General features: G+C 59.1%; 16 protein-coding genes, 1 other RNA gene and 1 pseudogene. 11 read left to right on the top strand and 7 right to left on the bottom strand.

Translation table 11 applies throughout. The annotated features are described in order from the left end of the window. Window positions 1-102 precede the first annotated feature (102 nt). Window positions 103-1569, top strand: a complete 1467-nt coding sequence (gene ubiD / locus ACZYSM_RS04720) for a 4-hydroxy-3-polyprenylbenzoate decarboxylase (protein ID WP_489069343.1) — start codon at window positions 103-105, stop codon at window positions 1567-1569. Further along, window positions 1569-2555: a CDP-6-deoxy-delta-3,4-glucoseen reductase gene (locus tag ACZYSM_RS04715; RefSeq protein ID WP_489069341.1), complete on the top strand. Its 987-nt coding sequence runs from the start codon at window positions 1569-1571 to the stop codon at window positions 2553-2555. Before ubiD ends, ACZYSM_RS04715 begins: the two co-directional genes overlap by 1 nt. Here ACZYSM_RS04715 and ACZYSM_RS04710 read toward each other — a convergent pair. Beyond that, a complete protein-coding gene (locus ACZYSM_RS04710; RefSeq protein ID WP_489069339.1) occupies window positions 2552-3031 on the bottom strand; it encodes a sn-glycerol-3-phosphate transporter in 480 nt (159 codons plus the stop codon). The genes ACZYSM_RS04715 and ACZYSM_RS04710 overlap by 4 nt on opposite strands. Before the next feature lie 343 nt (window positions 3032-3374). Between ACZYSM_RS04710 and ACZYSM_RS04705 the strand changes: the two genes are divergently transcribed. Then, window positions 3375-4022, top strand: coding sequence for a gamma-glutamylcyclotransferase (locus ACZYSM_RS04705; RefSeq protein WP_489069337.1), 648 nt, complete (start codon window positions 3375-3377; stop codon window positions 4020-4022). A 64-nt stretch (window positions 4023-4086) separates the two neighbouring features. Here ACZYSM_RS04705 and ACZYSM_RS04700 read toward each other — a convergent pair whose 3' ends face one another. Then, the gene (locus ACZYSM_RS04700) at window positions 4087-5064 is read right to left on the bottom strand and encodes an NADPH:quinone oxidoreductase family protein (RefSeq protein WP_489069335.1); all 978 of its coding nucleotides are present in this window, start codon (window positions 5062-5064) and stop codon (window positions 4087-4089) included. A 157-nt stretch (window positions 5065-5221) separates the two neighbouring features. Here ACZYSM_RS04700 and ACZYSM_RS04695 point away from each other — a divergent pair, with 157 nt between their 5' ends. Next, window positions 5222-5629: a flagellar basal body-associated protein FliL gene (locus ACZYSM_RS04695; RefSeq protein ID WP_489069333.1), complete on the top strand. Its 408-nt coding sequence runs from the start codon at window positions 5222-5224 to the stop codon at window positions 5627-5629. An 83-nt stretch (window positions 5630-5712) separates the two neighbouring features. On the opposite strand, the gene ACZYSM_RS04690 is transcribed toward ACZYSM_RS04695, so the two are convergent. Continuing rightward, entirely contained in the window at window positions 5713-6162 is a 450-nt protein-coding gene (locus ACZYSM_RS04690) for an EVE domain-containing protein (protein ID WP_489069331.1), read from the bottom strand. A gap of 21 nt (window positions 6163-6183) precedes the next feature. Between ACZYSM_RS04690 and ACZYSM_RS04685 the strand changes: the two genes are divergently transcribed. Then, window positions 6184-6516 (top strand): hypothetical protein, encoded by a 333-nt coding sequence (locus ACZYSM_RS04685; RefSeq protein ID WP_489069546.1) that lies wholly within the window; start codon window positions 6184-6186, stop codon window positions 6514-6516. Between the two features lie 35 nt (window positions 6517-6551). Here the strand turns inward: ACZYSM_RS04685 and ACZYSM_RS04680 are convergent, their stop codons facing one another. The 4 genes from ACZYSM_RS04680 to ACZYSM_RS04665 all read right to left on the bottom strand — a co-directional run bounded on the left by ACZYSM_RS04680 (window position 6552) and on the right by ACZYSM_RS04665 (window position 7981). Continuing rightward, window positions 6552-7157 carry a 5-formyltetrahydrofolate cyclo-ligase gene (locus ACZYSM_RS04680; RefSeq protein WP_489069329.1) on the bottom strand — a complete coding sequence of 202 codons (606 nt, stop codon included), beginning with the start codon at window positions 7155-7157 and terminating at the stop codon, window positions 6552-6554. A gap of 91 nt (window positions 7158-7248) precedes the next feature. Further along, a non-coding RNA gene (ssrS, locus tag ACZYSM_RS04675) (6S RNA) lies at window positions 7249-7427 on the bottom strand. Between the two features lie 30 nt (window positions 7428-7457). After that, window positions 7458-7775, bottom strand: coding sequence for a cell division protein ZapA (locus ACZYSM_RS04670; RefSeq protein ID WP_489069327.1), 318 nt, complete (start codon window positions 7773-7775; stop codon window positions 7458-7460). After that, window positions 7772-7981 (bottom strand): TIGR02449 family protein, encoded by a 210-nt coding sequence (locus ACZYSM_RS04665; RefSeq protein WP_489069325.1) that lies wholly within the window; start codon window positions 7979-7981, stop codon window positions 7772-7774. The genes ACZYSM_RS04670 and ACZYSM_RS04665 overlap by 4 nt, the downstream gene beginning before the upstream one ends. 405 nt (window positions 7982-8386) lie before the next feature. Here ACZYSM_RS04665 and ACZYSM_RS04660 point away from each other — a divergent pair, with 405 nt between their 5' ends. The 6 genes and pseudogenes from ACZYSM_RS04660 to ACZYSM_RS04635 all read left to right on the top strand — a co-directional run bounded on the left by ACZYSM_RS04660 (window position 8387) and on the right by ACZYSM_RS04635 (window position 13968). Further along, complete coding sequence (locus ACZYSM_RS04660) at window positions 8387-8941, top strand: YecA/YgfB family protein (RefSeq protein WP_489069323.1); 555 nt, start codon at window positions 8387-8389, stop codon at window positions 8939-8941. 27 nt (window positions 8942-8968) lie between these two features. Continuing rightward, on the top strand, window positions 8969-10303 hold the full coding sequence (pepP, locus tag ACZYSM_RS04655) for a Xaa-Pro aminopeptidase (protein WP_489069321.1): 1335 nt from the start codon (window positions 8969-8971) through the stop codon (window positions 10301-10303). Further along, entirely contained in the window at window positions 10300-11487 is a 1188-nt protein-coding gene (ubiH, locus tag ACZYSM_RS04650) for a 2-octaprenyl-6-methoxyphenyl hydroxylase (RefSeq protein ID WP_489069319.1), read from the top strand. Before pepP ends, ubiH begins: the two co-directional genes overlap by 4 nt. Before the next feature lie 16 nt (window positions 11488-11503). Continuing rightward, a pseudogene (locus tag ACZYSM_RS04645) lies at window positions 11504-11593 on the top strand (tetrameric acyl-CoA thioesterase); the annotation flags it as partial. A 9-nt stretch (window positions 11594-11602) separates the two neighbouring features. Next, window positions 11603-12820 carry a 2-octaprenyl-3-methyl-6-methoxy-1,4-benzoquinol hydroxylase gene (locus ACZYSM_RS04640; RefSeq protein WP_489069542.1) on the top strand — a complete coding sequence of 406 codons (1218 nt, stop codon included), beginning with the start codon at window positions 11603-11605 and terminating at the stop codon, window positions 12818-12820. A gap of 146 nt (window positions 12821-12966) precedes the next feature. Continuing rightward, complete coding sequence (locus tag ACZYSM_RS04635) at window positions 12967-13968, top strand: extracellular solute-binding protein (protein WP_489069317.1); 1002 nt, start codon at window positions 12967-12969, stop codon at window positions 13966-13968. Window positions 13969-14039: the final 71 nt, after the last annotated feature.

Genomic DNA, 14039 nt, shown 5'->3' with positions numbered 1-14039 from the left:
TGCTATCTGACCATTGATGATCTGGCAGGTCACTATTCTGAACAGGTGGGTTCGGCGCTAAACTCATGCCCCCGAACGCCACGGCCAAAACGAGGCTCACGCATGCAGTATCGCGACTTGCGCGACTTTATCAGCGGCCTGGAAAAGCGCGGCGAACTTAAGCGCATCCAGGTTCCGGTGTCCCCAGTGCTGGAAATGACCGAGGTCTGCGACCGCACCTTGCGCGCCAAAGGCCCGGCCCTGCTCTTCGAAAACCCGACGGGTTATGACATTCCGGTACTTGGCAACCTGTTCGGTACGCCGGAGCGCGTTGCCTTGGGCATGGGCGCCGAAGCGGTCAGCGAACTGCGGGAAATCGGCAAACTGCTGGCCTTCCTGAAAGAGCCAGAGCCGCCGAAAGGTTTGAAGGACGCCTGGTCGAAGCTGCCGATCTTCCGCAAGATCATTGCAATGGCGCCGAAAGTCGTCAAAGACGCGGTCTGTCAGGAAGTGGTCATCGAAGGTGATGACGTCGATCTGGCCATGTTGCCGGTGCAGACCTGCTGGCCTGGCGATGTCGGCCCACTGATCACGTGGGGCCTGACGGTTACCAAAGGCCCGAACAAGGACCGGCAGAACCTTGGCATCTACCGCCAACAGGTCATTGGCCGCAATAAAGTCATCATGCGCTGGTTGAGCCATCGTGGTGGCGCGCTGGACTACCGTGAGTGGTGCGAGAAGCATCCGGGCCAGCCGTTCCCGGTTTCTGTAGCGCTGGGTGCGGATCCTGCGACCATTCTCGGTGCGGTCACGCCGGTGCCGGACAGCCTCTCCGAGTACGCTTTCGCAGGTTTGCTGCGCGGCAACCGTACTGAGCTGGTGAAGTGCCGTGGCAACGACCTACAAGTCCCGGCGACCGCCGAGATTATCCTTGAAGGCGTGATCCACCCGGGCGAGATGGCCGACGAAGGTCCATATGGCGACCACACCGGCTACTACAACGAAGTCGACAGCTTCCCGGTGTTCACTGTCGAGCGCATCACCCACCGAATCAAGCCGATCTACCACAGCACCTACACGGGTCGCCCGCCCGATGAGCCGGCGATTCTCGGCGTGGCCTTGAACGAAGTGTTCGTGCCGATCCTGCAGAAGCAGTTCCCCGAGATCACCGACTTCTACCTGCCGCCCGAAGGTTGTTCGTACCGCATGGCCATCGTGACCATGAAGAAGCAGTACCCGGGCCATGCGAAGCGGGTAATGCTCGGTGTCTGGTCGTTTTTGCGACAGTTCATGTACACCAAATTCGTTATCGTCACTGACGACGATATCAACGCACGCGACTGGAACGACGTGATCTGGGCCATCACCACGCGCATGGACCCCAAGCGCGACACGGTGATGATCGACAACACGCCGATCGACTACCTCGACTTCGCCTCGCCGATCTCAGGCCTGGGGTCGAAGATGGGGCTCGATGCCACGCATAAATGGCCTGGTGAAACCACCCGCGAGTGGGGCCGGGTTATCGTCAAGGATGAGGCGGTCACCCGCCGGGTCGATGCCATCTGGAATCAGTTAGGAATAGATTGATGCGTGTAACCTTGCAGCCGTCCGGAGCAGTGCTTGAGATAGTGCCCGGCGAGCGGATTCTCGATGGAGCACGGCGCTTGGGCTACGAATGCCCGCAGAGCTGTCGCAATGGTAATTGCCACGTGTGTGGCGCGCTGCTGGTCGAAGGTCGGGTCGAGCAGTCAGGTGATGTACGCGACCACGGCGAGTTCTACACTTGCATAGCAGAGCCGCTGGAAGACTGCATCGTGCTGTGGGATGGCGTCCTTGCGCTGGGAGAGCTGCCGGTGAGCAGTGTGTCGTGTCAGGTCACTGAGTGCGTAGACGTTGGCGGTGATACCTGGCGGGTTCGACTGCGGGCACCGGCGGGCAAGCCACCGCGCTATCACGCCGGGCAGTACCTGCTGATCGAGCGTGAGAATGGCGAAAAATCTGCCTTCTCATTGGCCTCGGCACCACACTCGGGGCGAGATCTGGAAATTCATGTGCTGGCGCGCGAAGCCAGTGCACTTGGCTTGATCGAGCAGTTGCAGCGCAATCGCATGGTGCGGATCGAAATGCCATTCGGCGATACGCATTTGGCCGAGTTGCCTGACAGTCCGCTGGTGTTGATGGCTGCGGGTACCGGCATGGGGCAGATCCACAGCCTGATCGAACATTGTCGGGCCAAGGGCTTCAAGCATCCGGTGCACCTGTACTGGGGCGTGCGGCGACCGGAAGACTTCTATCAGATCGAACATTGGGATGAATGGCTGAAGCTGCCCAACCTGTTTCTGCACAAGGTCGTCAGCGATCTGTGCGGTTGGGAAGGGCGCTGCGGCATGTTGCACGAGGCGGTTTGCGAGGATTTCCCTGACCTGAAATCCCTGCATGTGTATGCGAGCGGTTCGCCGGCGATGGTTTATGGCACCCTGGATGCGTTGGTCAATGCCGGGATGGACGCCCACCAGATGCGCGCGGACGTCTTCGCCTACGCGCCCCGGCCGCAAGCGAGTGACCCTGCCTAGAAACGCACGCCGGCGGTGATCATGGCCGCGTTGAAGCCGAGCAGTACCAGCTCGGCGGCGACCGGGCCGTAATGAGCGCCCAGTGATGGAATGATCACGGGCGCTACGCCGAAGTGGTTGAGCGGAATCTTGTCCTTGTACTCGCCGCTGTAGCCCTGGAGTAATCCACCGGTCAGCTTTATATACACCGGATAGTTGGCACTCTCGTAGCGCTTGCCAGCGTAGGCGTAATACGAGCGTTGACTGAACGAGTTACGAAAAGTCGCTGCACCAAACAACCAGCCGGACGCTTCATCGCGTTCAAGGCCAATCAGGTCCTGATTGTTATTATGGTCGGGGTCTGGCGAATAGTGCTTGGTGTAGAGACTGGTTTGCAGGTACCAGGAACCTTGGTCTTTTTGAGTCGGGTTTTCTACTGCCAGCGCCGGGGTGGCCAGCGCCAGTAACAGCAGACAGTTAATTCGTAGGTTTTTCATCTTGCGACCTCTATTGGGCAATTCGGCTTGCGCCTGTGGAGGCTGCTATACGCCTGCATTCAAAGAAGGGGGCGGCAGGGTATCAGACGAATACGTCAGAAAGATTTGTTAAGTGACCGTTGATTCTGAATGGAAGCAAGGCTTATGCATATTTCATTCGGGTATTTAAGGAACTCCAAAAAGAGTATTAGGCTATATATCTGGCTCTTTTATGGGTGTAGCCCTTGATATAGAAGGGTCATACGTCCTTTAGCACTTTTCGTTTTACGTTTACTGCTATATGTTCTATTACGTTAATCTTACTTACATCTTGTAATACTTGTGGGGCCGAACATCATTCGCCATGACAGCCATTGAATCTGCTTTTTTGAATCTGGCTTACCCTCCGCGGCTCGATCTGGGTGCGCAGCTGACTCACGAACAATTGCTCAGCTCGATGCAAGCCACCATGGCCCGGCACAAAGGCGGGCCAGTCTGGTTATTTGCCTACGGGTCATTGATCTGGCGTCCTGAATGCTCGGCGGTCGAGCGGGTGCGCGGGCGAGTGCATGGCTATCATCGCGGCTTGTATCTGTGGTCCCACGAGCACCGTGGCACCCCGGAGTTGCCTGGGCTGGTGTTCGGTCTGGATCGCGGCGGCTCGTGCAGCGGCTTCGCCTATCGGCTGCCGGAAGAACAGCTGGAAGCCTCGCTATACGCACTTTGGCAGCGTGAGATGCCGTTCCCGTCCTATCGCCCCCACTGGCTTAGCTGCCGTCTCGAAGATGGAAGTCAGGTTCAAGCCTTGGGATTTGTGCTGGAACGGCACCTGCCCAGCTACGCCGGCAACTTGCCGGATAGCGTGCTGAGCCAGGTATTCGCCAGCGCTTGCGGGCGCTACGGCACTACTCGCGATTATGTCGAGCAAACCGTCAACGCCCTGCGTAGCCACGCCATGCCAGACCGAAATCTGGAGGCAAGACTCAAGCGCTGCCATTCAGGCTCGCATTAAGCGATCGCTTCACGCTTAAAGGTAAGTAAGGGACGTGTCCTTCTCCCAGTAAAGGGGCATCTGTTTAACGAACCTGCACAACCACTTTGCCAACCGCCTTGCGCTGGCCGAGATCATTGATGGCATTCGCCGCTTGTGCCAACGGATAAACCTGCGACACCAATGGCCTCAACTTGCCCTCAGCAAACCAGCCGAACAACTGTTGGAAGTTCGCTGCGTTATCCTGCGGTTGGCGCTGGGCGAACGAACCCCAGAACACGCCGACGACTGCTGCGCCTTTAAGCAGCGCAAGGTTCACCGGCAGTTCGGGAATGCGTCCGCTGGCGAAGCCGACTACCAGCAGGCGGCCGTTCCAGGCGATGGCGCGGATGGCTTGGTCAAACAGGTCGCCGCCGACCGGGTCGTAGATGACGTCGGCACCTTGGCCGTCGGTCAGGCGTTTGATTTCGTCTTTCAGATTGGATTCGGTGTAGTTGATCAGTTCATCGGCACCGGCGGCCTTGGCGACGGCGAGTTTCTCTGCGTTGCTGGCGGCGGCGATGACGCGAGCGCCCAGGGCTTTGCCGATTTCCACTGCAGCGAGGCCGACGCCGCCGGAAGCGCCGAGTACCAACAGGGTTTCGCCGGGTTGCAGGTTGGCGCGTTGTTTGAGCGCATGCATCGAGGTGCCGTAGGTCATGCTGAACGCGGCGGCGGTGTTGAAGTCCATGGCCGCAGGAATCGGCAGTACGTTGTAGCCTGGTACCGCGACCTGCTCGGCGAAGCTGCCCCAGCCAGTCAGCGCCATGACCCGGTCGCCGACCTTGAGATGGCTGACCTTTTCGCCCACCGCACTGACCACGCCTGCCGCTTCACCCCCGGGTGAAAACGGGAAGGGTGGCTTGAACTGGTACTTGCCCTCGATGATCAGCGTGTCCGGGAAATTTACCCCGGCCGCGTGCACGTCCAGCACGATTTCGTTCTTCTTCGCTTGAGGATTGGCGACTTCTTCCAGCACCAGCGTTTCGGCAGGGCCGAAGGCTTTGCACAGCACGGCTTTCATCAGGGCTATTCCTTTGGGAGTGATGGCCGATAAGTGTAGGTGTGTGAGTCAAGCGGTCAACGAGCATGCCCCGCCCTGATAGTCAGCCATAAGCTTGTGCTTGGGCTCGCGCAGGCGGGTCGTTATGCTAGGCCGCAAACCGGATAAGGAGCGAATTGTGAAAGCGTGGATCATGTTGATGCTGGCCCTGTCTCTGCCGATGGCGGCGATGGCTGAAGAAGCCAAAGAGGGTGCAGCACCGAAAGTCGGCTACATCAGCCTGAGCCCGCCATTCGTTGGCAACTACGGTCTGGATGGCAGCCCGAAACTCAAGGTATTCAAAGCCGACGTGGCCTTGCGTGTGACGGGAGATGAAGCGGCACAAGCGGTGAAGGCCAACGAACCGTTGATCCGCAATCAGTTGGTGGCGCTGTTTTCCCAGCAAACCACCGAGTCTATGAGTAACGTCGAAGCCAAGGAAAAGCTCCGCCAGGAAGCCTTGAAGCAAACTCAGCAAGTGATGAACGACGAAACCGGCAAGCCGATGGTTGATGATCTGTTGTTCAACAATTTGATTATCCAGTAATGCTGGATCCTGTAGGAGCCGAGCTTGCTCGCGATAGCGGCCCCAAGACCGCCATCGCCGGCAAGCCGTGCTCCGCGCCGCGATCAACGAAGCGCCAACACCGCCGCCCACTGCTCAGCCGTCACCGGCATCACCGACAGTCGCGAGCCTTTCTGCACCAACGGCATCTCTGCCAGTGCCGTTTGCTGTTTCAGATAGTCGAGTTTCAGCACTTTAGGAAATGTCTCGACGTGAGCGACATTGATCGCACTCCAGGCATTTTTCTCTGGTGTGGCCTTCGGGTCGAAATAAACACTCTCGGGCTCAAGAGCCGTGGGGTCCGGGTACGCCGCTTCGGCGATTCGTCCGATCCCGGCAATCCCTGGCTCAGGGCAGCTGGAGTGATAGAAGAAAAACTCGTCGCCCACCGCCATGGCTCGCAAAAAGTTACGTGCCTGGTAATTGCGAACGCCGTCCCAGCGCGCTTCACCGAGTTTCTCCAGGCCTTTGATCGAGAGTTCTTCCGGCTCGGATTTCATTAGCCAATAGGCCATCTTTTTGCTCCTGGAGGGGGATTGGGCAAGTTGTCGGTCAATTTTATGACAAACCGACAGTCGGTTGACGCCAGCGTTTGCGTGTCGGTTCACGTTACCGCAGAATGCCGGCCTTCTAAGCTTGACGCTGCTGCACGGCCTATATCGGAAACCGTTGCTGTCATCGTGTGTGATATGCCTGAAGGGGGGCAATCGATGAAACGCAAACCGGATTTACTCTGGATTTTGGTTATTTTGTTCGGTTTGGGCGTCGTGACCACAGGTTATGCGCAGAGCTTGTGGTCGAATAAGACCGATGCACCGATTGAAGTTGCTCAGCAACAGCACCAGCAACAGAAGTCCTTCAAACGCTGATAGTGTTCACCGGACGCCGCTGACTCAAGTGGCGTCTATTCGGCGAAATACCACTTCTTGTCCGTGACCGTTCCTTGCAGCGGTACATCCCAGCTCGCCTGAGCCAGTCGTTCGACCTTCTGACATTCATGGGCCAGCCCCAGCAACGTTGGCTTGCGCCAGGTTTTGCGGCGCGCCAGATACGCCAGGCTGCGGTCATAGAAGCCACCGCCCATCCCCAGACGCCCACCGAATTCATCAAAACCAACCAGCGGTAACAACACCAGATCCAGCGCCCAGACCTTGCGTTGTCGAGCCGAGTTGACCCGTGGCTCGAGAATGCGGAAGCGGTTGGGCCGTAACTTTTCCCCGGGGCAAATACGCTGGAACACCATCTTGGTTTGTGGCCAGGCGCTGAGCACCGGCAGATAGGTGACCTTGCCCCGGCGCTGAGCGGCGCGCAGCAGCAGGCGCGGATCGATTTCACCGTCTGTAGGTAGATAAAGAGAGATATGTTTGGCCCGGCGAAACAGCGGGTGCTGTGCCAGTTGTCGATAAAGCCCGCGGGCCGCCTCGCGTTGTTCACTGGGAGTGAGTTCGCGGCGGGCTTTGCGCAGCATGCGTCGAAGTTGCGGGCGGGATAGCGGCGCAGGTTCGGTCATGGATTCTGGCTGATCAGGATCGAGCGCGGCAGGATGGCGTACTCGTTAAAAGCCAATGCCAGTCTGGATAACTGGCATTGGATTGGAATTCAGGCTCCCCGGATGAACCGCTGTCGACTTAGCCCTTGAACCCGAAAGTTCAAGGTGGAAGATGCAGTAGGCCTTAAGGCTTTCCGTCTAGCGGACATGCACACCGGCCCAACGTGCAACCTCCAGGGTAGTGCGAATCGGCTCAGGGACATCGCCAACTGGCAAGCACCCCAGGGAGTGGTGCGAGTATACCGCAACCACCCTCAGGAATCAGCTCTTGCTGACATCCGGATCGGTGGCGAGCACCAGATCGACGCGTTCCAGCAGGTCGCGTACCTGCTCGCGGGTCGAGCCGCTGGCCTGCACTTCAGAGCGTTCCTGGTTATGCAGCAGGTCATGGGTGATGTTCAGCGCGGCCATCACGGCAATGCGGTCGGCCCCGATGACTTTGCCGCTGCTGCGGATTTCGCGCATCTTGCCGTCCAGGTAGCGGGCGGCGCTCACCAGGTTGCTGCGTTCTTCCTGGGGGCAGATGATTGAATATTCTTTGTCGAGGATCTGCACGGTAACGCTATTGCTTGAACTCATGAGTCTTGCTCCAGGGCCTTCAGGCGCGAAATCATCGATTCGACCTTACGCCGGGCGATTTCGTTTTTTTCAATGAGGTGCGCGCGTTCCTCGCGCCAGGTCTTTTCCTGAGCTAATAAGAGTCCATTTTGGCTCTTTAGTTGCTCGACTCGGCTAATTAGCAGTTCGAATCTGGCCATCAGTGCTTGCAGGTCGGTGTCTTCCATAGGGTTCCACTGGATTTGTCTGATGAATGGCACTGGCTAGGGTCTGTTGACGTTTGGTGACGAACCGCGTTGCTGTGCCAACTTGTGCGAGGCAAGGCGCGGGATGCCGCCAATGGTTGTTCCCTTGGCAAATCCCGCAACGCAGCCTCGCGCAAGTTGGCGCGCAACCCGAAGGGACGGAGCCCACTTGGCGCAGGGCTGCGTTGCTCGGAACTTATTTGGAACAACCAAACCACGCTCCTCGCGCCTTGCCCTGCGCCAAGTGGGCATCCGTCGCGGTCGTCACCATACGTCAACAGACCCTAAGCAAACGAGTTGGCGGCCTTGATAGTCTTGGCGCGTCTGCCGATGCTACGATACAAGGCCTCCATTCTAGACATTGCGCCGCTTGGCGCCTAGCAGCCCATGCCCATTCAAAATTCCCCGTATCACGCGTTCGCCACACTGCTCAACACCAGCGGCCATCCTGTCTCGCCTGCCGAACTGCATGGCCTGTTGCTAGGCCGCAGTTGCGCCGGCGCCGGTTTTGAAGCCGATAGCTGGCTCAGCGATGCTGCCGAACTGCTTGGCAGCCCTGCTGAAGACAACGTCCGCAACGCCTTGATCGGCCTGCAGGAGATGGTCAAAGGCGAACTGACCAGCGACGACATGACCGTTGTTCTGCTGTTGCCGTCCGATGACGCGCCGCTGGCCGAGCGTGCCGAGGCCTTGGGCCAGTGGTGCCAGGGTTTCCTCACCGGCTTCGGTCTGACCTACCGCGACAACGCTTTGAGCGCTGAAGCCACCGAAGTCCTGCAAGACCTTGCAGCCATCGCTCAGGTGCAAGACGCCCTGGAGGAGTCCGACGACGGCGAAAGTGACTACATGGAAGTCATGGAATATCTGCGAGTCGCGCCTCTGCTGCTGTTCACCGAGACCAAGAAGCCGACTGAGCCTGCTGTAAAGCCGTCGCTGCATTAATTGTTTGATAGGGAAATCCATCTGCCCATGATTCATATCCCGAAATCGGAATACACACGCCGCCGCAAGGCGCTGATGGCGCAGATGGAACCTAACAGCATCGCGATTCTGCCGGCCGCCGCCGTGGCGATCCGCAACCGTGATGTCGAGCACGTCTACCGTCAGGACAGCGATTTTCAGTACCTCAGCGGCTTCCCCGAGCCTCAGGCGGTGCTTGTGCTCATGCCCGGTCGTGAGCATGGCGAATACGTTTTGTTCTGTCGTGAACGCAACGCCGAACGTGAATTGTGGGACGGTTTGCGCGCAGGGCAAGAAGGCGCGATCCGCGACTTCGGCGCTGATGACGCTTTCCCGATCACCGACATCGACGACATCCTGCCGGGCCTGATTGAAGGTCGCGACCGGGTCTATTCGGCCATGGGCAGCAATCCGGAATTCGACCGCCACCTGATGGACTGGATCAACGTGATCCGCTCTAAAGCGCACCTCGGCGCCCAGCCACCGAACGAATTCGTTGCTCTGGATCATCTGCTACACGACATGCGTCTGTATAAATCGGCGGCAGAAGTGAAGGTGATGCGCGAAGCCGCGCGGATTTCCTCGCAAGCCCACGTTCGCGCCATGCAGGCCAGCCGTGCCGGTTTGCATGAGTTCAGCCTGGAGGCGGAGCTGGATTACGAATTTCGTAAAGGCGGGGCGAAAATGCCGGCATATGGCTCGATCGTCGCCTCTGGGCGCAACAGCTGCATCCTGCATTACCAGCAGAATGACGCGGTGCTCAAGGACGGTGATCTGGTGCTGATCGATGCCGGTTGCGAGATCGACTGCTACGCCAGCGACATCACCCGGACCTGGCCGGTAAGCGGTAAGTTTTCCCCTGAGCAGAAAGCGATCTACGAATTAGTGTTGGCCTCCCAGGAAGCGGCGTTTGCCGAAATCGCACCTGACAAGCACTGGAACCAGGCGCACGAAGCCACGGTTCGGGTGATCACGGCGGGACTGGTGAAACTTGGCTTGTTGCAGGGCGAGGTGAATGAACTGATCGCCGGCGAAGCCTACAAGGCGTTTTACATGCATCGCGCCGGCCACTGGCTGGGGATGGATGTGCATGACGTCGGTGAATACAAGGTCGGCGGTGAATGGCGGGTGCTGGAAGTCGGCATGGCGCTGACGGTCGAGCCGGGCATCTACATCGCACCGGACAATCAGAACGTGGCGAAGAAATGGCGCGGCATTGGCGTGCGCATCGAGGATGACGTGGTAGTGACCAAGCAGGGTTGTGAAATTCTGACCAACGGTGCACCGAAAACGGTGGCCGAGATCGAAGCACTGATGGCCGCTGCCCGGACTCAAGCGGCATGAGTCGAGTCAATCTGGCAATCATTGGTGGCGGCCTGGTCGGTGCCAGCCTGGCGCTGGCCTTGCAGGCGGGGGCCAAGGCCCGCGGCTGGAAGATCGTACTGATTGAACCTTTTGCCCCCGGTGACACTTATCAACCGAGCTATGACGCCCGCTCCTCGGCGTTGTCCTTCGGTGCCCGGCAGATTTATCAGCGCCTTGGTGTATGGCAGGAGATTTCCCGTCGCGCCGAGCCGATCAAGCAGATCCATGTTTCCGATCGCGGGCGGTTTTCCACTGCGCGTTTGTCGGCCATGGAGGAGGGCGTTCCAGCGCTCGGTTATGTGGTGGAGAACGCCTGGCTCGGTCAATGCCTCTGGCAAGGGCTGGACAAGGATGTGATCAGTTGGCGTTGTCCGGCTGAAGTGACGCGCATGGAGCCGCTTGAAGACGGCTATCTCCTGACGCTTAACGATGAAACCACCCTTGAGTGCGACTTGGCGGTGCTGGCCGATGGCGGTCGTTCCGGTTTGCGCGAGCAGTTGGGTATCGGCGTCAAAAAGCGTCCGTACAACCAGAGCGCGCTGATCGCCAACATTACCCCGAGCGAAGCCCATAACGGTATGGCCTTCGAACGCTTTACCGATGACGGGCCGATGGCTTTACTGCCACTGCCGGATAACCGCTGTGCGCTGGTCTGGACCCGCATTGGTATGGACGCTCAGCGCCTGGCCAGCCTTGATGAACGCAGCTTCCTCAGTGAGTTGCAGGGTGTCTTCGGTTATCGCCTTGGGACCCTCAAACAGGTGGGTGCGCGGCATCTCTATCCGCTGACGTTGGTGGAGGCCGAAGAGCAGGTTCGTCCCCACCTGACAGTGTTAGGCAACGCGGCCCACAGCCTGCATCCGATTGCCGGTCAGGGTTTCAACCTGTCCCTGCGCGATGCACAGGCGTTGGCCGATGCGTTGTTGGCCAGCGAGAGCGTGCCGGGCGACTTCGCTACCTTGCAGGCCTATCGGGAGCGGCAACGACTGGATCAGCAACTGACCGTCGGCTTCTCCGATCAGGTCACCCGTTTGTTTGGCAGCACGCAGCCGTTGGTCTCGCTGGGTCGCAACATCGGTCTGCTCGGCCTCGATCTGCTACCGCCAGCCAAGCGTTGGTTCGCCCGACAGGCCATGGGCCTGGGCACGCGTCCTGATGCTTAAGTGGCTGATCCAACGTTTCGAGATTCATGACGTCAGCGGCACGCTGGTGGCGCGGGTCGATAAAACCCTTTACGTGCGGCTCAAGCCGCAAGCGAGACAGGCTTAAAGCATGGAAATGCGCGCAGATCTGCTGATTGTCGGGGCCGGAATGGTCGGGAGTGCTTTGGCGCTGGCGTTACAGGGCAGCGGGCTGGAGGTTCTGCTGCTCGACGGCAGCCCATTGAGCGTCAAACCCTTCGATCCTCAGGCGCCTTTCGAGCCACGGGTGAGTGCCTTATCGGCCGCCAGCCAGCGGATCCTCGAACGTCTGGGTGTCTGGGAGGGAGTCGTCAAACGTCGCACTAGCCCCTACGCCGAAATGCAGGTCTGGGACGGCAGCGGCACCGGGCAGATCCACTTCTCGGCGGCCAGTGTGCACGCCGAAGCGCTGGGGCATATCGTCGAGAACCGGGTGGTGCAGGATGCCTTGCTCGAACGATTGCATGATTGCGATATGGGCCTTCTGGCCAATGCGCGGCTGGAGCAGATGCGCCGCTCCGGCGACGACTGGCTGCTGACCCTGGCCGACGGTCGCATGCTTCGTTCGCCCTTGGTGATCGCGGCGGATGGTGCCAACTCGGCGGTTCGCCGTCTGACTGGTTGCGCGACCCGTGAGTGGGATTATCTGCATCACGCCATCGTCACCAGCGTGCGCAGTGCCAAACCCCATCAGATGACCGCCTGGCAGCGTTTTACCGACAACGGTCCACTGGCCTTTTTGCCGCTGGAGCGCGACGGTCAGCACGATTGGTGCTCGATTGTCTGGTCAACCACTCCGGCCGAGGCTGAACACCTGATGGCGCTGGACGACGAAGGCTTCTGTCGCGAGCTGGAACGTGCCTTTGAAGGTCGACTGGGTACAGTGTTAAGCGCTGACCCGCGACTCTGCGTACCGCTACGTCAGCGCCATGCCAAGCGCTATGTGGCTGAAGGCCTGGCGCTGATCGGCGACGCCGCTCATACCATTCACCCGTTGGCCGGACAGGGCGTCAACCTCGGTTTCCTCGATGCCGCTGTGCTGGCTGAAGTGTTGCTGCAAGCGGCCCGCCGTGGTGAGCGCCTGGCAGATGTCAACGTGCTCAGCCGTTACGAGCGCCGGCGCATGCCGCACAACCTGGCATTGATGGCGGCGATGGAAGGCTTCGAACGATTGTTCCAGGCCGATCCCCTGCCGCTGCGCTGGTTGCGTAATACCGGGTTGAAGATGGTAGATCAAATGCCTGAAGCCAAGGCGCTGTTTGTGCGTCAGGCTCTTGGCTTGACTGGGGATCTGCCGGAGTTGGCGAAGGCCTGAAACCTTCGCTTGCTCGCGATGGCGGCGGAACATTCACCCCCCACGCTTGTGCAACATCTCGTAACTCCTCCGCGGAGTGTTCGGTTGAGATGCTAAATGTGAGTCACTATCATTTCGCCTCAATTTGATTTCGAGAGACCGCTCCTATGTTGGCACCGAAGCGTCTACTGACTGCCCTGGCACTCACACTGATCGGCAGCACCGTCCATGCGGCCGATGAAGTAGTGGTCTACTCCTCGCGGATCGACGAGCTGATCAAGCCGGTTTTCGATGCCTACACCCAGAAAACCGGTGTCCAGGTGAAATTCATCACCGACAAGGAAGCGCCGCTGATGCAGCGGATCAAGGCCGAGGGCGAGAACGCCACCGCCGACCTGCTGCTCACGGTCGATGCCGGTAACCTCTGGCAGGCCGAGCAGATGGGCATTCTCCAGCCGTTTACCTCCAAGGTGATCGACGCCAACATTCCGCTTCAATACCGTTCGTCCGCCCATCAGTGGACCGGTTTGAGCCTGCGCGCGCGGACCATCGCTTATTCCACTGTCCGGGTAAAACCGGCTGACCTGACCACTTACGAAGCCCTCGCTGGCAAGCAGTGGGAAGGTCGCCTGTGCCTGCGCACGGCTAAGAAGGTCTACAACCAATCGCTAACCGCCACTCTGATCGAGACCCACGGCGCAGAGAAGACCGAAGAAATCGTCAAGGGTTGGGTCAACAACCTGTCCACCGACGTGTTCTCCGATGACATCGCGGTACTTGAAGCAATCAACGCCGGGCAGTGCGACGTTGGCATCGTCAACACCTACTATTACGGTCGTCTGCACAAGCAGAAGCCAAACCTGGCAGTAAAACTGTTCTGGCCGAACCAGGGCGACCGTGGTGTGCACGTCAACCTGTCGGGCATCGGCCTGACCAAGTACGCACCGCACCCGCAAGCGGCCAAGGCGCTGGTGGAGTGGATGACCACACCGGAAGCGCAAAAAATCTTCGCTGACATCAATCAGGAATTCCCGGCCAACCCAAGCGTGCCTCCGTCCGCTGAAGTGGCAAGCTGGGGCAAGTTCGTACCCGATACGTTGCCAGTGGAAGTGGCCGGCAAGCGTCAGGCCGAAGCCATTCGTTTGATGGACCGTGCTGGCTGGAACTGAGTCGCAGGTTTACGGAGCCCCGCATTTGCGGGGCGTTTTGTTTCTGACAGATTGTCAGTGCAGTTGAGATT

It is taken from the genome of Pseudomonas sp. F220, assembly GCF_057813935.1.
The sequence above is the reverse complement of the archived record's forward strand: the minus strand, read 5'-3'. Positions and strand labels throughout refer to the sequence as shown.